This window comes from Ruegeria sp. CDSB029, from assembly GCF_059611125.1.
Map to the genome: position 1 here is coordinate 112,225 of NZ_JBXWOX010000006.1, position 18,345 is coordinate 130,569.

Here is an 18,345-nt window from a genome sequence, read left to right on the forward strand (position 1 = left end):
AGAACGTCAGCTTTCGTCGGGTTTTTCCGCTCGCGGCTGCGCTATGACCATGTCAACGCCCAACCCGATACGGGCAAGTTCTCTTGTTACTACCAATGTGTCGGAAACCGCCATACTGTCCTCGTCTAAATCTGGCTGTTCAGGCAGTGCGGAGCGCAAAAAACCTAGCCTTGCCCTGATTGCGTCTTCTTGGTTCCGCATACCGGCGGGGAGATATTTATAAACGAGCTGCTTCGCTTTGCTGGCAGCCTCATTCAAGTCAGCAGTCTGCTTCGAATCCGAGAAAAGTTCACGTAGCCTTCCTGAGATGTCTCTATAGTCGAGAGGTTTTGCTGGCTTAGGTTCGGAACAGAACCACGCAAGCTTCGGATTTTGCTGATACGCAATCGAGTGTTTCCGGTCGTCCGGCAAGGGGCCTATGTCCGTTGGAGAGAAAAAGAAGCAGGATTGGTGGACGCTTTGTGCGCAATAAGCAGTGTTAAATTGAACTTGATCCTGCATGACGGGCGTCACGTAGAAAACGGAGCCGGGGGAACCATTTTCTAGATCTATGAGCAACTGGTGCTGATTGGAAAGATCTCTTCGCATCAAAGGCATTCGAAAGAACGGTGTGGTCAGCCGCGGCAACGCGTAGTCAGAAATCTCTTTTGCTGTGTCACGAACCATCAACTCAGGCAGCTTGAATTGGAAAAAGAGGGGGAAACCAGGCAAATCAATCGAAACATCATATCCGAGCTGAGCCTCCTGTACTAGATTTGGAAAAACTGGAGCTCCGGCAGGCCCAGTCGCCGTGGAACGGACCAAATTCTCGGTGAACGCATAACCAAAGGAAAATTCAGTATAGCCTAGTTTCAAGAAGGCACCTCCGTCCGCTCGAGAAGATGCTTGATTTTGAACTGAATGGCGTTCTGTTCGAAGGGTGGTTCGCGCGTATCAAGTGGACCATGAAGGTACTGTGGTTCGGATACAACTCCATCACCAATTTGTACAATGGCAAGAATGAATTTCTTTGGCTCATTCAGGGATGTGATTAGTTCTTGCCGAGTGATCATTATAGTGTCGGCACTATCGATACGGCCTTTGACCTCGATAAAACGCATGTGGTCTGTCTTGGGATCGTAGGACGCGATATCGTAACCGATCTTTTGGGCAGAGACATCCTGCGGCTCATTGCCTAAAGCGATTTCCGCAGACATTACAGCGTTCATGGCTTTGAGTTCGATTTCTCGCCGAGCTACTGGGTCTTCAGAGAAACCGGTTGGCGTTGCCGTTGGCGAATCTCCATGGCTTATTTCAGACAACATGCCTCGAGGTACGACGATCATTCCGCCCCGGATCCTTGGCGGTTGAGCAGAGATGAACCGCTCCTGTTCAATAATTTGCAAACGCCGTTTGAGACGTTCAGCCAGGTCTTCCGCCCTCCGTTGAGCGTTTTTCCAGTTGAGGCGTGTCTTCTTCCCGGCTTTCTCTTCTTCCTGAAGTTCGAATGCTCTCGAATCCCAGTAGTTTATCTCTTTCTTTAGCCGGGCCTTCACTTCATGTTCAACTTTTTCGATTTCAGGAATTCGGCGCTTGCGAACCTCAGCTAGGTGGTCTTGTGCCATTTCGATGGTAGCGAACTGAACAACCCTTTTTTCAAGGTCATTTCTTAGCCAGTCGGCATTCAGTGCGTCCTTCGCCAGTTCGATTTCTTCTGGCTTAGCTGCGCGGAGGTTCAAGTGCGGGGCTATCCCGGCGTTCGTGACCACGTCTTCTTTTCCAATTGAAGCAAACTGTAGCCGTTGCGACAGAACGTTTGGGTTTCCTGAGCTTGTAATACGACCGTCTTGTACGCTGTGTTCCAGCAGGAATAATGCCGACACCTCAGCGCCATCGTCTGTATCATCAACAAGCACGGCGCCTTGTTTCATCAAGTGTTCGTTCTGTTCCCGAACAAGGCTGATCACTGCTTCAAGCAATGGATGCCCGGGATACACAAATGCGGCTACAGGCTGCTGATTTATTTTGTCTTTCTCAAAGCAGATCCGTTCGTATTTCTTTTGTAATGGGGCGCCAATTCCGATCTGCCGATCCCGCTCTCTGACCGCCAAAGGAACATGGGATATCTCCCAGCGACCTTCTTCACGGCTCTTTATTTGCCCCCCAAGTTGTCGGAAGGACTCAATGAAAAAGCTCTGAACGTGGTGTGGTTGAAGTCGTTGCGCTTCGGCAAGTTCCATCTGGAGGCGAAGCTCCTGAACGCGGGCTTCCGGCATTGTATCGTTAGTAAGTTGCCGCTGCTGAAGTAAGTGTAGCAAATGGCTTTGATCGACAGCTCCATCGACGGTCTCGAATAGACGAGCTTTGACTTCTTCCTGCTCTCCGTATTGGATCGCTTCGAACAGTAGGTCTTTCAAGGCTCGCTCTTCAAATAGCTCACCAAGAACATCATACACGCGACCACCTAAAGCCTCTCGCGCGGCTTCGAGCTTTTCAAGCAGGCGGGCATAGACCTCCCCCTCTCGGGTGTCATTGGCCACGAGGTTCCAAAGATGGCAAACCTCAGTTTGCCCGATACGATGGATCCGGCCGAAACGCTGTTCAATCTTGTTTGGATTCCAAGGCAGGTCATAGTTCACCATCAGGTGCCCCCGTTGAAGATTCACACCTTCTCCAGCGGCGTCATTGGCGATTAGTACCAACAAATCGCGATCCTGCATAAAGCGCTCGACAACTTTTCGTCGTTCTTCTCGTGTTACGCCGCCGTGGATCACCTCTACTGCTTCTGGACGGCCCAATCGTGCGGTCACCCTCTGTCTCAGGTACTCGAGCGTGTCTTTGGGTTCAGTGAAGATGATCAGCTTTCGGCGATGTCCATCGGCATCCATCATTAGATCATCATCCAGAATGCGATCCAATTGCTGCCACTTCGTGTCTTGGCCGGAACTGAGCACAGCCAAGGCCAAGTTCTCCAAACCTTTCAGGGTTTCGACTTCGAGCTCAAGCTGCTCGACTGTCTCCGCCGTCGTCGCTCCAGTAGAGATGAGCTCTTCTAGTTCGTCGATCTCTTCCTGCCCGTACTCTTCGAGGTTTCGGAGCATTTCGTTGCTGATGTTTGGTAAATTAAATGATGCTGACTCACCTCTAACGACCAGTCTCGCCTCAGCTAAGTCGCTTTCGAGCCGCTCTCTGCGTCTCTTTAGCGATTGATAGATTGCAGCTGGGCTGGAGGCGAGGCGTCTCTGAAGTATCTGTAGAGCAAATCCAACATTGTTGCGCTTGCGTCCGTCAACTTCGGCGAAACGTTGTACCCTATTCATTTCATTGCGGACGTATTCGGTCACAACCGAGTAGAGTTCTGCTTCTTCAGGCGAAAGATCGTACTTGGCTGTATATGCGCGCCGTTCTGGGAAGAGTGGGCGGCCATCAAAGCGCAGCAATTCCTCTTTGGTTAGCCGCCGCATCATGTCTTCAACGTCTGCTACATGAACACCGTCGCGAAACCGGCCTTCAAACCGATCCCCGTCAAGTAAGGCCATGAAAAGCTGAAAATCCTTCTCTTTGCCGTTGTGTGGCGTGGCGGACATCAAAAGAAAATGCCGACATACCTGACCCAGCTTCTGTCCGAGCTGGTAGCGCTTTGTAAACTTGGCTTCGTTTCCAAAAAATGTCGCGGACATCCTGTGGGCTTCATCAGCGATGATCACGTCCCACTCGGTTGATGCTTGTAGCTTCTCCTGAAGATCTTCATTTCGAGCTAGAACATCCAAGCGAGCAATCATTCTGTTGCAATCGTTGAACGGATTTCCCGAGCGGGAGCTCTCAATCATATCTCGGGAAAGAATATCGAATTCAAGATTGAATTTGTCCCCGAGCTCGTCCTGCCATTGTTCAACCAGACTGCCAGGAGCAACGATAAGGCACCGCTCTAAGTCGCTTCGCGCAATCAGTTCTTTTACCAAGAGCCCGGCCATAATCGTCTTGCCCGCACCCGGGTCATCCGCCAGCAGGAACCTGAGTGGCTGTCTGGGAAGCATCTCTCCATAAACCGCTGAAATCTGGTGTGGCAGCGGATCTACAAGGCTTGTGTGTATCGCAAGGAATGGGTCAAAGAAGTGTGCCAGTCGGATTCTGTTGGCCTCAGTCACCAGACGCAACATGGAGCCGTCTGCGTCAAAAGACCAATTCTGTCCTCTATCGAGAACCTCCAAGCGGTGCTCATCTTCTCGGAAAATTGTAGTCTCGGAAACCTGACCTGCCGACGCTCGGTAAACGACGTTCACGGCTTGATCGCCAATCCATTCGATGGAAACAATGTCGACCGGGTGCCCGGGTGTTATCCCAATGACTTTACTGCCAGGTTTCAGTTGTTCGAGATCCAATTACTGCTCCATTTTCCGTGCTGGCCGAGCTGCACAAGCTGCCATTTTCCACTTTGAACCACCGGCCGGAAAGCAACAAGCATGATCTCCAGCCCCTCCCGTTTAGCCGTGCAAACGGGTTTCGCACATACTCCGCTTCCCACTATTGAAGTCTTTGAAAGCGGTGGTGCAGTTTGAGACCAGAGATATAGAAGAACTTGATACCCCACTGCTTCCGTCTATCAGAGTCGCTTGTTCTCAGCTTCGATCTTTGGCAACCAAACGAGCAATTTCAGCATGCATTTCTAGTTCTTCACGCTGCTCTTCATCCTGTAGCCAAACTGGTGCTTCTTCATCGATCTGTGAGCTAATAATTTTCAAGGTTGAAACGTCATTAACGGGAGCTGTGTATTCAATCACAACCGGAAACATGCCATTTTGTGAATATAATCCAGTCATTCCAGTTGTCTCTACGTCGATTTCGACATTTGCAGTGAAGCGAATTGAGATCTCTTTTGACGAAACTCCTGTAACTTCACATTTTTGATCATCTATCTCTCCCCAGAGAGGGACCAAGTACCGCGTAACTTCGCGGTCTTTGTTATTGTGAATCTTGGCAGGGAGAGAACCTTCCAAAGCAGCTAGAGCGTGTCTTTCTATATTTAGAGAAATATCCTGTTTGCACTCCCCGATGGTGTGCAGAAAATGGAATAGAACATCCAATAGTTTTGATGCCTCACTTTCAATTGATTTGGGATCAGAATTTAGCTCTCTAACTTGGAAGTGCAGCAACGCGTTCGCGCCGTTTATAGTGTCGACTACCATTTGCCTTAGTTCGGTCAAATGATCCACGGATATTCCTAGCTCGACCAGAGTTTCATCCAAAATGCCGCCCTGAATTGCAAACTGCGCTCTGTGTCGTTTTGAAATCTGTTTGGCATCCTTAGCGTCGCACCATTTGGAAGATAACACTTCGTTGTCTGGAGAGTGGAGTTTCAAAAGATCGTGGAAAAGTTCCCGAAGCCCCGCAGCGAATAGGTTCAATCGCGCCGGATTGGCTTCGTCGTCAAGCACCCGTAGTGAACCCAATAGCAGGCTTTTAGTAAATTCGTCCGGTAGCTCTTCGAGCTCACCAGCATAGAAATCTTGGTACGTTGTATTTGACATACTGATGTTAATTTGCTCCGAAAAAATCTTGTAGTTAACAGGCTAACTGTAGTTGTGTTTTAAGCGCGGAGCCAGCCCTATAGTTGAGCTGAGCTGGATGGTGAGTCAGCAAATCGATAAGTGTCCTAACTGAATGGCCCTGAAAGCTTTTCAATACACAGCTGCCCTTCGCGATCTCACCTTTTTATATTGCCCCTTTCCCACAACAATCGGCGTTCATAGCTCGTAGCTTTTAGAGACCTTCAACTGGTCAAAGGAATGAGCAAGACGTCAAGAACCGCAGCGGTTGACGCTCCTATTCCGGCGTCCACGAGAAATGAACGTATCTGCGACCCGGAGAAGTGCTGCCCACGAGCAGCTTTGCCCGCGATAATTGCTGAACTGACCAAAGATGATGTTGCAAGCCCTTCGCTTATCTCGTCGAAAAGTCCATCCCCTTGGAGTTCAGCAAGTCTTTCATAAACGTCGCGCGTAAGCTCTTCGTTAGAAAACCCAGAGCTCTCTATACCGGGCATTCTCGCAGCCACTTCTTCGGTCACTCTGATGTCGATCTCAGGGTATCGTGCCAAATGTTCCAGAACGAGTGCTTCAGATGCCACAGCTTTTAGCTGGACCTCACCAATTGTGCTTCCATCGACTAGGAACTCGACATCACCACCAGGATGGTTGGTGAATTCTTTCACCTTCGCTTCAACGTGATCCCAGTCACCGTTTTCAGCCTCAACGAACAAGAGCTCGTGGTAGATGCCTTTTACGTTTGATGCTACGCCGCGAAGTTGGTCCTCAGACAGCGAGCCCAAGTATTGTGAAAGCTCTCCAGCAGGCGCTGTTTCCAAAGAACGCGTTGAGCGGCGTAGAGCCTGTAACACCAATCCTTCCTCTATCGCCCACTCACGTGTTGCATCTTCAATCAGGCGTTGGAACGTGACCGCGATGACGACCGAAGCAATCCTTGAATTCCGGTTTTGCTTTTTGGTTGAGCCATTTTTTGAGATCGACGGAGTAATCGCCGATGATGACGGCGAAGTTTCCATAACGGCAGTAGGGCTAGGGTTTCTTCGAAAGATCGGCATTGTTTTTCCGTTCTACTAGAGTTTTCCGGGGTCGCCAGATGGTCCCCAACAAGAGCACAGAGTGGTAGCAAACCTTCATGGGCATACACTCGCAACTCGTCTTTTGATGGCTCGATTGCGCCATCGGCCACAAAAGTTGCGATAGGAGCAGCGAGACGGTAACTGGAAAACAAAGTTCGCACTTCGAACTCCAGCATGTTCGCTGGTTTTCGGGGTCTTCCTAACACTTTTCGCGAGATGAAAAATACTGCGATCAGACCAAGCACAGCACCAACCACAGGTAAAATGATAGCGCCTGCTACGGCACCCAAACCGAAAAGCGAGCCAATCCAATACATTTGTGCAGAAGATGCTGCCGCGCCGCTTAAAGCTCCAATGGCGGTGCCCGTTGAAGCTGAACCGAATGCTGAGATAAACATTAGCATTCCGCCAATGGTAGCAGCGCCTGTAACCTTACCAGTCGCAATTTGAGCGACCCGTCGCGCACGACGGGCTCGACTTCCTGAGACTTGTGTGATCGCAGCGATAATGCCGTTTAGATCACGTTCGACGTGTTTTAATTGCCTCTTTGTGTTCATGCCCTGTCTCTTTTCAAGGGTCAGTTGACAGAACTTGATCGGAGCACGCCAACAAGCCGTCGGAACTCGTTATCATCTGAAGCCCCCTTCCAGAAATTCGCAAAGCGGCAAACTACTTGAAGATTTCCTGGTTCGTAGTGCCTGCTGCTGTCGATCCGATCCAAGGAGGCAAACATCGCTGAATCGCCATTCACTTCATCCAACTCAAGCGGCAGCCCGGTCAGCTCGCAGCAATATTCTTGCGCTCCCATTAGCTCTGCTATGTAATCCTGAAGAGCCGCTGCTGATGAAAACCCGAGGTCTTTTCTTTTCACAGTGCGCTCTACCGTCTGGCCGTTCGCTGCATTCGTCGTGTTGAGGGCGGTTCGTGCCATCCTTTCGGCTGCATCAGCGGCGTTGAAGAGTTCCGAGGCTCGCTGGTATGCAATCTTATCAGCCTGTGACCCATATTTGATCGGCGCATACCCCTTTTTGGCGGCTTCACTTCGTTTCTTCCAAAAAGGAGTGTCATGCCAATAACTTAGGTCATCGCCCGCGATCAGAGCCAATGTATAATCGCGGTTCGAAGGACTAAGTGACTGAAGAGTTGCTTCCGTAGACAAGAAGTCTTTGGCCTTGGGGTGCAGTTCGTTCCATCTCAATGGAATACCCTTTTTTGTCTTGTTCGACCAAGACTTGCAGGGCTTATGACAAACAACGACTTCACGACCTCGCTCAATAGGCTCAATCTTGGTCTCGAAGTATGGGGCTTCGCTACTGGATGTTGTCCACCAGAGCTCGTCCCCATCCTTGTGAACCCAAATATCACCCACAGTTTCCGCGATAGTAGTCATCAAGTTGAACCATCTAGATGCAGTCGCCTTGGTTGGGCTCTTTCCTGCCGCAGTGGTGTCATTCGCCATTCTGCTGGAAACATAACCCTCGCGATCATTGGCCTCCCAATATTTCTGGGCGTCTACTGCGTTCATAGTCGCTATCGTTCCGCGCTCCTGACAGATCGGCCACTCATAGTTTTGGCGCCCAAAGTTGGCGATATAGACTTTCATAGATTGGCCCTACTGCCCTCAATGTTGATCACTTTTTCGCTTCCGCCAATGCCGGCTAGTTTATTTAGAGGCTGCCCGACTGAGTTGGAAAAGTCGTTTTCAGGACTGTACAAGTCGGTTGAACGAATAGCAGCTAAAACGGGTAGCTGGACCAAAGCAAAGACTATGAGCATAGCTTATCCCATAACTAGCTGACCGCTAATTGAAACTTAAGAAAAGTCAGCAATATGGAGCTCTTTGCAATCGCGACTTGGCAGCAGGTGTCTCGTACTGTCGATAGCGACCGCCACTATACCGCTTGCAATCCAGTGCATGCCCCGCGGAAATCACAGCAGCACCAATGTCTTGCCCGTCCGCATAACAGACACCAACCCAACGGTCGTGTGTGCGCTCTCCGTCGAGTATGCATTCAATATTTTTGCCCCGTAAGAAATTAACCATCCAGCGTTTAGCGTCTTGTCCAGAACGAGTGCCAAGCTCTGGCGCATCCACGCCGTTCAAGCGCACAGGAGTGCCATCGACAACAATTGTGTCCGCATCACGTACTTGGAGACTTCCCGCAGTGGCAGTTGTGGCGAACAGCGCCGCAGCAATTGTTAGCTTCTTGAACAAGGCAAAGTCCTCGGTGTTTCGAGTTAATCGATAATTTGGGTCGCTATGCGGGTATCTACTAGTTCTTCCTCGATAAGCGCATAGATTTCCTCGGGTGGGGTGTTCAGTGAGAACAGCATCAGTGACGGGTCCACACTCAGGTCAATCAGATGCTGCATCGTCTCTCCTTGCCCCTTCTGGATGCTCTCTACCGCGAAGACGACAGGAATTAAGCGAGGCTGGTCGTAGTAGTGCTGATGCATACCTACAATGCCGCGAAGAGAGACGATGCGTTCCTCACCGCCTGCAAGAACGTAAGGACATGAGGATACGCACATCGAGCCAGCCAGAACGGCTGTAGAAAGCTCAGCACCTCTCACCTGCTTGCCAATGGACAGTGCCTCAGAAACCACTCCTCCCGGGCTGTGGAGAGCCACAAGGTCGGGCTTCTCCTGCATGTCGGACAGGTACGAAGCGAAGCGGGCGGAGTCGTCTACCTCTATCTGGCCGCTAAGAAGAAGTATTCTCCCCAGTCCTTCGACTTCCTGAACTGAGAAGTCCAATCGGTTTGGAAAAGCCTCTGGCACGGGTACGTCCAGAGGTCCATCCTGCGGCAAAAGCGACGGATCGCTACGATCAGTGCGATACTCTCGACGTTGATCGCCGGGGGATATCGGACCAGTAGGGAGTTGAACACGCTCCTTGAACGGGCTTGGCATTACACCAAGAACGTCCGACGCTATCAGAACGCCTGCAATAGCGAGCTGTAGGATGAGAACGTAGCGTAGCCCTGAACGAGGATCGAGACGGCTTAACAGGCTCATCACGTTTCATCTTTTTGTGGAGTGGCGCGGTTGAGGATAGCTGCGTCTGCCACGCCCATTGTCGCTTCGACGTCCTTCATGGCATTCATTGCGGCTCTGAGGTCTGCAAGTGTCAGAGTATCCTCGATGCTCATGCCGTCTTTACCGCTGCGGATTGCGGCTTGTGTGATAGCCAGCACAAACACTAACACGGCGGGCAACAAATCGATGGCTATGGCTCCTGCCCAAGAAGGTACGAAGTTGTGGGCGTATTTGATCACCGCATCGGCACTGGAAATCGGGTTGTATGCCGTCTCGATGGGTGGTTCCATGTCCAATACCTCGTCAGCAGCGTTCTTGAGTGTCTTGCTGCGTTGGTCCAAGGCATTCAAAACAGAGTTGATTGTTGATGATTGGGCGTCTCTTACGTCGGAGCTGCGTCCATCAAGCTCTGGAAGTACGACTGAGGATGGCAAGTCCTCAGCAGCGCGGGCAACAAGTGGTGCAACGCTGTATTGGTTGAGGCGCGAGATTACACCTGCCAACTTCACGCTTTCCTCAGAAAACTGAACCGAGCGGCGATCTACTGGACCGGGCGCGACGGTAAGCTCACGCATTTTCGCAAGGATTTCGTTGCCTTGTTGGAAGGCTTCCTCGATAGGTTCTTGCTGTGCCGCGATCTGCTCTTCAAGGTTTCTTAGTTCTTCCGCCTTTTGTGTCAGCACCCGAAACACGGCACCTCGACCGGCAGTACCTGAGAGGTCTCCGGACTGCTCGAGTTCAGCGAGTTCTTCAAAACTCTGGCGGGCGCGTTCCACCTCGCGACCCAACGCTTGGCCACTTAGGGCTATGTCGTGGGCTTGCTCGAGAGCAGCTTGGTAGTCACGGACTGTGTTTTCCAAGTGTTGCTCAACCGCCGCTGAACCTGCGAGAGCGGCTGCATTAAGCCAGCTAGACATGGCTATAATGGCGACAGAGCCAACAATCGTGGAGATGGTCAAACCAATGAAACCACTGGCCGTACGCATTGAAGGCAGCAACCGAAGCATGTAGCTCCAAAAGACGAAGATGCCGACAGAGACGGCGATTGAGTACGCAACGGCTGCGAAGAATGAGACTGCGCCGTTATCTTCGAGCAATGAGGACACGCCGAGATAGGTGTAAATACCAGATGCAATGGCCAGAACACCTAAGGCAGCGGGCGTAAACGTGTCTAACCACGCTAGATGACCTTCTAGTTCTTTAGCAGTCCGAAGTCCCTTTGCTTCCTCCGCTGTCAAGCGATCCTTGTTCTCCGTCATATTACATCTTGCTCCACACTCATCACGCGATAGTTCGTCACTTAATCATTCATTAAGACTTTTCACCCTGGGTTGCATGTCTGAGCGCTACGAAGCAATTGCTTGCGCGGAACTGCCATTCTTCTGTGAGTTCCCGCCAACTTGCGCCCGAGGTTCTAGTATTGGCAAAGAACACCAACTACCTGAAATTCCGGTTGTTATTCTGGGGAACTAAGTAAGTAGAGATCAACTGTCTCGCAGTCCTAGGCGTGAGATCGCTCAGCGAAGCAAATCAGTCACATCTCTCCAGCTGAATATAAGGTGCCCCTAGCAAATCAACCCCGGCGTGTGCTTGGGTCGATCCTGATCCGGTGTGACAATATTGATTGAATTAACTTTTTGGGGGCCTGGTTCGTGGAAATCTTGATAGTTTTGGGTTTGGTTTTGGCTGTCGCGGTGTATTTGGCAGTCCGCAGTAACAGGTTAGGCGATACAACTACTCCGTCGAGTCAGTCAGGTGTGAATGAGAAACCTAGATTGACCATGAACCAACGGCAGCGCACAACGCCGCCACAGCGTTTTGATCCAGACCATACGCTACCGAAACCCGACGTCACGATACTGGCGGGTTCAGCGTACGTTGTAGATGGCGATACATTGGTCATTAAGAAAACACAGGTCCGTTTGTTTGGTGTCGATGCTCCCGAGATGAACCACCCCTATGGCAAGAAGGCAAAATGGGCGCTCGTTTCGCTCTGCAAGGGTCAAAAAATTAGGGCGGAAGTGACGGAGCAAGATACACACGGACGGACTGTTGCAAAGTGCTACCTCGAGGATGGCCGTGATCTATCCGCAGAAATGGTCAAACTTGGCCTAGCGATAGATTGGCCAAAATTCTCAGGCGGAAAGTATCGATCAATGGAAATACCTGATGCCCGAAAGAAGCTGTGGCTGGCCAATGCACGGCAAAATGGACACATGGGTCTGTGGAAGCAATATGAAGCAAAGCAAGCCGCTCGAAAACTGAACAACTGAGGATTCCAGAAAGCACTGCCGCACCAAAGTATTGCTAATAATTTCAACGGACAAAGCGATGTCTCGGCCCGATGCAGAACATCATCCGGTTTTGCATTCGGGCCGTTACGCAACCAAAACGAACGAAAAGAAGTCAGCGGCGTTTATTGAAAATCAGTTGGCGCTCTGTGATCCCGTGAAACATCAATCGACCGACCTAGTTTAGGGACAACTGGTCAGAGGTTGCGAAATGTTCAACGACGATGTCCTTGCAAAGTGCCCAGAATGCGGCTCTTCCGATAGTACAATTTCGAATGAAGATATCACTTGCAGTGCATGTGGTTTTAGCGAGTTGCTTGTGCTTGATGATCAGGCACGTGAAGGAATGCAAAACGACATAGCAAACGCATTGAATATGGCAAAAGCGCGAGACGTTTTGCAGCGATGGAGTTTCGCGGGTTAATCGTTTTCAGCCACTAGCCGGTGCGGTGTCTGATGAACTCAACCGCATCCAGCCACCCAGTTCCATTCGGCCGAGCACTTTTAACTTGTATGTTTCCGGCGATAGTGGCTGCTTTGATCGGTGGCGGCTTTGATTGCAGAATTTGCAGGCAGCAACAATGTTTGCTGAAGTGTCTGATCCACCATCCGAAACAGAAAGTAAGTGTTCTGCTGTACATTGGAACCAACGCGCCTTGCGCTCTGAAACAGAATGGGCAGTTTGAAATTTTAGCGGTGATCCTGACCACATCGGCTGATTGCAATAGAAGCATCGACCACCTTGCGCAGCATATTTTGCATCGCGGATTCTTCTTAAATCAGTTGTCATTTCACAGTCCTAGTTTCGATTTTAATCGAGAACCGGCTGTGAAAGCTTTTTACTCTTCACGGGCGTTGCCTACAGGATCAACGCCTTAGTTCTTTACCACGAAACTTGCCCGTTTAGCGTAAGTTTCGCGGTTCAGATATTGGGCAAAAGTCAGTGACTGTCAAGCGCGTGGTCAAGCACACCGAAGGTAGCACAAAAGTTGCTAGACCAAGAAATCAGCGACGCTTGCCGGAACTCAGGCTTTGTCCCAGACGTTCTTTGAGAATGCACCCCGTGCCAAGGGAAATTCTTCTGTATCCTCTGGCGAAAACTGTGCTTAATTTGAGTTGTTTACAAGGCACCTCCAATAATCGTTCAGTGATTACAACTTTTCTCGAATATCGGTAGTATGATGCTATCCAAATCAGATTACATGATGTTTCTCAGGCACCCCGCCTGGCTATGGATCAAGAAGCACGCCAGGCATCTGTTGCCGCCAATTGACCCTTCATTGCAAGCACGCTTTGACGAGGGGCACGCCTTTGAGCCTTTTGCGGAGGAGCTATTTGGTGATCTCGTTCGCCTCGGTTTTTCCGATTTTTCAGAATACCAAGCTCTGCCCGCGCGTACTCTGGATGCTTGGAGAGATGGTGCGAACGCCGTGGCACAGGGACGCTATGAAGATGGAACCATAACTTGCATCTCCGACATCGTGAGCCGCAGTGGCGATGGGTACGTTCTGACAGAGATCAAGAGCGGGACATCTGCAAAGCCCGAACACACTTTTGATCTCGCATTCCAGCGTGTCGTGCTTGAGGCAGCGGGGTTCCCCATTGCACGCTGCGAAGTGGCACATGTGAACCGTGATTACGTCAGAAACGGCGAAATCAATCCGCAAGAGCTTGTCAGCATCACTGACATCACGGATGCGGTGACTGAGCAGCTCGAAAAAACACGCACGCGTATCGATCAGGCATTGAGCGTCGTTGCCAGCGTTACGATGCCTGATCCGTCCCCCGAACGCGCGCGCCTTAAATCCTACGGTGAATGGTTGGAGATCCGCGAGAAGCTCGACCCTCCAATCGCGCAGGACAGTATACACCGCCTTCCGTTCATGAACGCGGAAAAAGCCTCCGAACTCATCGCAAATGGGATCACAAAGGTTGACGAGATCACTGATCCAACTGTTCTGGGCAAGTCGACGCAACGCTACTTGAGAGCTTTGGCGAACGGTGCACGTACAATCGATCATCAAGACTTAAGCAGGTTTCTGAGCGAGATTGTGTATCCGGTTTATTACTTTGACTACGAGACGTCTCAGAGTTTGCTGCCACCCTGGGACGGAACGCGTCCCTATCAGCAAGTGGCTTTCCAGTATTCCTTGCATATCCAGCATGAGCCTGGCGGAGAAATCGAGCACAGGGAGTATCTGCACCGCGACGCCAGTAACCCGATGCCAGCCTTACTGCAAAGGCTACGTGAGGACATGGGTGACGTTGGTTCCGTTGCGGTTTGGTATGCTCCGTTCGAGAAATCGCGCAATACGGAAATGGCGGAAACTTATCCCGAGCACGCAGAGTTCCTGGAAGGCTTAAACGCCCGCGCAGTTGATCTGATGAAGCCGTTTGCGGATGAAGTAATCAACGATCCCGCGTTCAAGGGAAGCGCCTCTATCAAAGCCGTCCTTCCAGCATTTTTGCCAGAACTTTCATACGATGATTTGGACATCAAAGAGGGGGCAAGCGCGTCTCGCCTTTGGAAGGACGTAACGCTGACGGAACCGGATGATCCAGCGCGCGAGAAGGTCTATGCTGATCTTGTTGCGTATTGCACGCGTGACACCTGGGCGATGGTCGCAATTCATCGGGAATTGCTGAAAATGTAGGTAAATCGTTCGATGCGGGCACAAAAAGAAACCTTTTTTCCATAAAAATTTGACCAGCTGACGTCAGTGATCACTCCGAGGCGGAATTCAAGTTCAGTCAACGGTGGAGACCCTACCGCCAGGGAATCCGCGTTTTGCCGCATTTGCAGGAAATAACCTTCTCTCCGGGAACCTCAATCCTTGCGGATACATAACGCCCACACTCGGAACATGAGAACAACGAAATTAGCTTTTCTATGTCTTCCAAGAGCACATCGATGTCTTCGCCTATGATCTTATCTGTGTTGTCGTGCGACACCAGATTGGCAACGAGCGCGGACCCAGACAGATCAGAAAACAAACTTGCATTCTTCAAATCAGGAGACTTCTTGCCGAGTGTCGACCGAAGCTGGCTGATCAATTCATCGGCCATACGCTTTTCGTTCCATTCGTTGAAACGAAAAGCGACTTTCACCTCTAGCGAGGCACAGATTTCTTTGAGTACCATCTCCAGAAGCTTACGTAGATCATTTGTGACGTCCTCCTGGCCCTTCTTCTGCGCGATGATCTCTTTGAGACTCGTCGGAGAGTCGTCCAACACAATACCGTTGGGGCCATCCGCGCGGACTTCGTGAAACTTCCAGCCGTGTTGGGCCATCTCCTTCTTGATGATCTCGAACCAGACGCTCTCATGGGTCAGTATGACGATCTGCCAGTCAGAAAACTCGTCACGCAGCAGACGCAACAAGCGCCGGCGATGTGAGGTGTCGAAGCTGGTGACGATGTCATCCAGCACCAGAAACTTCGCCTGTGTGTTGAAGATGCGGGCATTGGCCAGGAAAAGCACCGCGCCAAGGGAATTCAGATGGCTTTCGCTCAAATACTTCCGCGGCGGCTGAACTTCTTGACCATGGAAGGAATACTGAAACTCGACACCTTCCTCGCCTACCATGGTCAGGCGGACATTATCGACGCTCTCATCGGGATGGAGCTTGGCATAGAATTTCCCGACATCAGCACTGATAGTATCAAGTACCGATTGAAGGGTCGCGTTCTGGACCGTGATGAAACGCTCGAGTACCGCATCCAACGTCAGTATCTGCGCTTCATAGGCGTCGATGACGCGTTGTGCGCGTTCATAATCCCGGACTTGGCCCTCCAACGTTCTGAGAGACGACAGCGCGGTAGCAACTTGTTGCTCCTGTTCGCTTAGCCCGAGTTTGCTTGCCTCTTCCTCCGCTTTGGCAGCACCGGCTTCACAGCACTGTTGGAGACACGCAATGTCATCTTCGAAGCTGTCCGCGGCTTCGTAGACCGTCAGGCTTTCAAATGCAGAGGCTATGGCTTTATGCGCCTCGCGCAGGAGCTCACGCGCGGTAGCGGTTGCGGCTACGAGATTATCGAAGCCTGTGAGGTCAGTATACGTCTCACCAATGGCTTTGGCCTGCACCCCGATGGAGAGAATGGCCTTTAGAACTGCGTCCTTCTGGGTCTGAGCGGTGTCGAGGCGCTCTTGAATTGCGCTCATGCCTTCAATGCGTTTAGCAACTTCGCCCTGCAAGAGCTTGAGCTCGTAGGCGCTCAAGCAGAATGGACAGGCATCATCGACGTAGTCTTCGGACTCAATGACAACGTGCCCTCTATTTAGAAAGTCACTTAGCCGGAGCTGGTTCACGCTTTCGCGTTCCCTGGCTATAGCGTTGTAGGCGGTGACGAACGCCTCCGCATCTGCGAGGAATATGGCGATCTCAGCGGCCACGGCGTTGCATGCCATGACGAGCTGTCTCAATCGCTGCGCTTTTTTGATTTTCTCTTCGCTATTGCTGAGGCTGTTCAACGCCGTCACGGCCTCAGTGAAAGTCGCCTCATCCGTGATTTCTCTGGCAAGTTTGAAAGGTGCGACAATGGTTTGCGCGATGGATAGGAATGCTTGCCTATTCGGCACGATCTGGCCCACGTTACGGACCATGTCGCCCCCAAGGTTATCGGAGTTGTTTTTGGCGCCCGTATAAACGGGCTCGCGCTTCAGCGCATTCAGTGTGCTCTTTATGGCATCTCGGAATTTATTTATCTCTTCATAGCCAATGATATCGGCGATGGCCTTGCGCTTGGCGCCCTTTTGCTGGTCGAGGAAGGCGACAATGTCAGCGTGGCGCAGAATGATTCGGTCGTCCTGAAGCCCCTCGACAACGGTGCGGATGTCGTCGGTGGCGAAGTAGGCGGTTGTCTTGAGGGCGGGAGAGAGGCGCTTTTCGCCTGTGAGGCGATCACCAGTGAATTCTATAGTAACCGTACTGTCTTCGCCTTCTGCAATTAGGACGTGGCGCAAGGCTTCCAGTTTGCAGTCTTCGCGCCAGAGATGTCCGACTCGGTCAGTCAGAAACCACTCCAACGCGTCAGTAATCGTGCTCTTTCCAGCGGCGTTTTCGCCGAAGATGGCAAGGCTTCTGCTTTTGTTGGTAAAATCGAGTGGCAACGCGAAACGCGCACCACGAAACCCTGAGATGGAGAGCCTACGAAGCTTGGTCATAATCCGCCTTCGTCTTGCATTTCGCCGTCTTTTAATGCCGCTATGCGAGCCTCGTCGAGCTTGCGCAGCAAGTTGGTACGGGTGAGCTTGTCATCGGCACGCAAACTGTCGATGACCGCGACGGTTGTCTGATCAAGACTCTCATCTTGCGATTGTTCGCCTATGAAGGCGTCCAGCACGTCGGCGGCAGATTGGATTTTCTCGATGGCCATAAATCAACGGCTCCGCTAAAGTATTGTACATGAATATTATTTTCACACGAACGTATAAATTACGAGAGCAAGAGGTCAAGTTCCTTCAGGGCGTGGCGGGCATCTACTTCATCTTCCTGACCGACCTGCGAATTGCCTATCCGTTTCAATCCTCGGGACTGATCTATATAGGTATGAGCGAGTCAAAGCAGAACAGCATCGCAATGCGCCTGCGTGGGCACCTCACAGGCCAGTCGGGCAATGTAGGGATATCCAACTATGCCAAATCCCACACAGTGAAATTTACCACCTACTCGGCCGAAATCTTGCGCAATTTCGGCAATGACAATCTTTTCGATGTCGAGAGTTTCTTCTTGAGCGATTTCCTGGAAACACATGGGGCGTTCCCAATTTGTAACGGCCAAGCAGGACATCAACTGTCAGTACCTGAAAAAAAGCTTTCAGCTCGCGTTGAATGGAGCTTTTTTTGGTGACCAACGCTGGATGTAGATAATACATCTCAACCAGGTGACGAAGAATGAACGACCGACGCCATATCGCTTCGATGCAACAAGCCGACCGCGGCCGAGAGTCGGCTTTGGGCCGTTCACTTGAAATTGCAAAGTTAGCTATCTGCGCGTTGCCGTCATTGGGGCACCGTGCAGCATCGATCAAAGTAGCCCCGGTATCGTCCGTCGCTAACTTTCGCACAAGTGGCTAGAGGAAGCCAAAAGCCGACCTTTCCAACTGTGCGTACAATTCTGAAATGCGGACAGCCTATTTGGCACACGTTAAGCTAGAAGGTTCCCGGAGCTACGCGGTGAATTTCGAAGTGCAGCACACTCCATCTTGACATGGTGACACGAACTGGTTCAGCTTCGGCTCATGACATATACACGCATCCACTGCCATCGAATATCGGCCTGAGGTCGATAACCCACGCAAAATCCGTGGGAGGCAGCATTGGTATGCGGGCGAGGCTTATATCCTTGTAATTGCTCCAGATTAGAGTGCACGAGTCGGTTCGATTCCGACGCCTCCTACCATTCTCAGGAGGTGT

The 18,345-nt window shown here is 51.2% G+C and carries 15 protein-coding genes and 1 tRNA gene; 4 read left to right on the forward strand and 12 right to left on the reverse strand.

What is annotated here, in order from left to right; all coding sequences use genetic code 11:
- Window positions 1-6 precede the first annotated feature (6 nt).
- The 9 genes from AC2FI8_RS09210 to AC2FI8_RS09250 form a co-directional block, all read right to left on the reverse strand.
- Window positions 7-855, reverse strand: a complete 849-nt coding sequence (locus AC2FI8_RS09210) for a hypothetical protein (RefSeq protein WP_496778650.1) — start codon at window positions 853-855, stop codon at window positions 7-9.
- Window positions 852-4,361: a DUF8742 domain-containing protein gene (locus AC2FI8_RS09215; protein ID WP_496778652.1), complete on the reverse strand. Its 3,510-nt coding sequence runs from the start codon at window positions 4,359-4,361 to the stop codon at window positions 852-854. Before AC2FI8_RS09215 ends, AC2FI8_RS09210 begins: the two co-directional genes overlap by 4 nt.
- 237 nt (window positions 4,362-4,598) lie before the next feature.
- Window positions 4,599-5,507: a pPIWI-associating nuclease domain-containing protein gene (locus AC2FI8_RS09220; RefSeq protein ID WP_496778654.1), complete on the reverse strand. Its 909-nt coding sequence runs from the start codon at window positions 5,505-5,507 to the stop codon at window positions 4,599-4,601.
- Window positions 5,508-5,749: 242 nt separating this feature from the next.
- Entirely contained in the window at window positions 5,750-6,376 is a 627-nt protein-coding gene (locus AC2FI8_RS09225) for a hypothetical protein (protein WP_496778656.1), read from the reverse strand.
- A 41-nt stretch (window positions 6,377-6,417) separates the two neighbouring features.
- Window positions 6,418-7,158 carry a hypothetical protein gene (locus tag AC2FI8_RS09230; protein ID WP_496778658.1) on the reverse strand — a complete coding sequence of 247 codons (741 nt, stop codon included), beginning with the start codon at window positions 7,156-7,158 and terminating at the stop codon, window positions 6,418-6,420.
- A 20-nt stretch (window positions 7,159-7,178) separates the two neighbouring features.
- On the reverse strand, window positions 7,179-8,204 hold the full coding sequence (locus tag AC2FI8_RS09235; RefSeq protein ID WP_496778660.1) for a hypothetical protein: 1,026 nt from the start codon (window positions 8,202-8,204) through the stop codon (window positions 7,179-7,181).
- Window positions 8,205-8,423: 219 nt separating this feature from the next.
- On the reverse strand, window positions 8,424-8,816 hold the full coding sequence (locus AC2FI8_RS09240; RefSeq protein ID WP_496778662.1) for a thermonuclease family protein: 393 nt from the start codon (window positions 8,814-8,816) through the stop codon (window positions 8,424-8,426).
- A gap of 23 nt (window positions 8,817-8,839) precedes the next feature.
- The gene (locus AC2FI8_RS09245; RefSeq protein ID WP_496778664.1) at window positions 8,840-9,619 is read right to left on the reverse strand and encodes a COG3904 family protein; all 780 of its coding nucleotides are present in this window, start codon (window positions 9,617-9,619) and stop codon (window positions 8,840-8,842) included.
- Window positions 9,619-10,899, reverse strand: a complete 1,281-nt coding sequence (locus tag AC2FI8_RS09250) for a hypothetical protein (RefSeq protein WP_170385602.1) — start codon at window positions 10,897-10,899, stop codon at window positions 9,619-9,621. Before AC2FI8_RS09250 ends, AC2FI8_RS09245 begins: the two co-directional genes overlap by 1 nt.
- A 393-nt stretch (window positions 10,900-11,292) precedes the next feature.
- Between AC2FI8_RS09250 and AC2FI8_RS09255 the strand changes: the two genes are divergently transcribed.
- A complete protein-coding gene (locus AC2FI8_RS09255) occupies window positions 11,293-11,913 on the forward strand; it encodes a thermonuclease family protein (protein WP_496778667.1) in 621 nt (206 codons plus the stop codon).
- A gap of 448 nt (window positions 11,914-12,361) precedes the next feature.
- On the opposite strand, the gene AC2FI8_RS09260 is transcribed toward AC2FI8_RS09255, so the two are convergent.
- Entirely contained in the window at window positions 12,362-12,721 is a 360-nt protein-coding gene (locus AC2FI8_RS09260) for an HNH endonuclease (RefSeq protein WP_496778669.1), read from the reverse strand.
- A gap of 388 nt (window positions 12,722-13,109) precedes the next feature.
- On the opposite strand from AC2FI8_RS09260, the gene AC2FI8_RS09265 reads away from it, so the two are divergent.
- A complete protein-coding gene (locus tag AC2FI8_RS09265) occupies window positions 13,110-14,585 on the forward strand; it encodes a DUF2779 domain-containing protein (protein ID WP_496778671.1) in 1,476 nt (491 codons plus the stop codon).
- 112 nt (window positions 14,586-14,697) lie between these two features.
- On the opposite strand, the gene AC2FI8_RS09270 is transcribed toward AC2FI8_RS09265, so the two are convergent.
- Together AC2FI8_RS09270 and AC2FI8_RS09275 are read right to left on the reverse strand one after the other, a co-directional pair.
- The gene (locus tag AC2FI8_RS09270) at window positions 14,698-17,094 is read right to left on the reverse strand and encodes an AAA family ATPase (protein WP_496778673.1); all 2,397 of its coding nucleotides are present in this window, start codon (window positions 17,092-17,094) and stop codon (window positions 14,698-14,700) included.
- Entirely contained in the window at window positions 17,091-17,306 is a 216-nt protein-coding gene (locus AC2FI8_RS09275) for a hypothetical protein (protein WP_496778675.1), read from the reverse strand. Before AC2FI8_RS09275 ends, AC2FI8_RS09270 begins: the two co-directional genes overlap by 4 nt.
- 29 nt (window positions 17,307-17,335) lie before the next feature.
- On the opposite strand from AC2FI8_RS09275, the gene AC2FI8_RS09280 reads away from it, so the two are divergent.
- Together AC2FI8_RS09280 and AC2FI8_RS09285 are read left to right on the forward strand one after the other, a co-directional pair.
- Window positions 17,336-17,779, forward strand: coding sequence for a GIY-YIG nuclease family protein (locus AC2FI8_RS09280; RefSeq protein ID WP_496778677.1), 444 nt, complete (start codon window positions 17,336-17,338; stop codon window positions 17,777-17,779).
- Window positions 17,780-18,237: 458 nt separating this feature from the next.
- A tRNA-OTHER gene (locus tag AC2FI8_RS09285) sits at window positions 18,238-18,331 on the forward strand.
- The last annotated feature ends 14 nt before the right edge of the window (window positions 18,332-18,345 follow it).

Coding starts and splice junctions, on each gene's coding strand:
- AC2FI8_RS09235 (WP_496778660.1), bottom strand. CDS start 8,204: ATGAAAGTCTATATCGCCAACTTTGGGCGCCAAAACTATGAGTGGCCG.
- AC2FI8_RS09220 (WP_496778654.1), bottom strand. CDS start 5,507: ATGTCAAATACAACGTACCAAGATTTCTATGCTGGTGAGCTCGAAGAG.
- AC2FI8_RS09265 (WP_496778671.1), top strand. CDS start 13,110: ATGATGCTATCCAAATCAGATTACATGATGTTTCTCAGGCACCCCGCC.
- AC2FI8_RS09245 (WP_496778664.1), bottom strand. CDS start 9,619: ATGAGCCTGTTAAGCCGTCTCGATCCTCGTTCAGGGCTACGCTACGTT.
- AC2FI8_RS09250 (WP_170385602.1), bottom strand. CDS start 10,899: ATGACGGAGAACAAGGATCGCTTGACAGCGGAGGAAGCAAAGGGACTT.
- AC2FI8_RS09270 (WP_496778673.1), bottom strand. CDS start 17,094: ATGACCAAGCTTCGTAGGCTCTCCATCTCAGGGTTTCGTGGTGCGCGT.
- AC2FI8_RS09275 (WP_496778675.1), bottom strand. CDS start 17,306: ATGGCCATCGAGAAAATCCAATCTGCCGCCGACGTGCTGGACGCCTTC.
- AC2FI8_RS09280 (WP_496778677.1), top strand. CDS start 17,336: ATGAATATTATTTTCACACGAACGTATAAATTACGAGAGCAAGAGGTC.
- AC2FI8_RS09230 (WP_496778658.1), bottom strand. CDS start 7,158: ATGAACACAAAGAGGCAATTAAAACACGTCGAACGTGATCTAAACGGC.
- AC2FI8_RS09260 (WP_496778669.1), bottom strand. CDS start 12,721: ATGACAACTGATTTAAGAAGAATCCGCGATGCAAAATATGCTGCGCAA.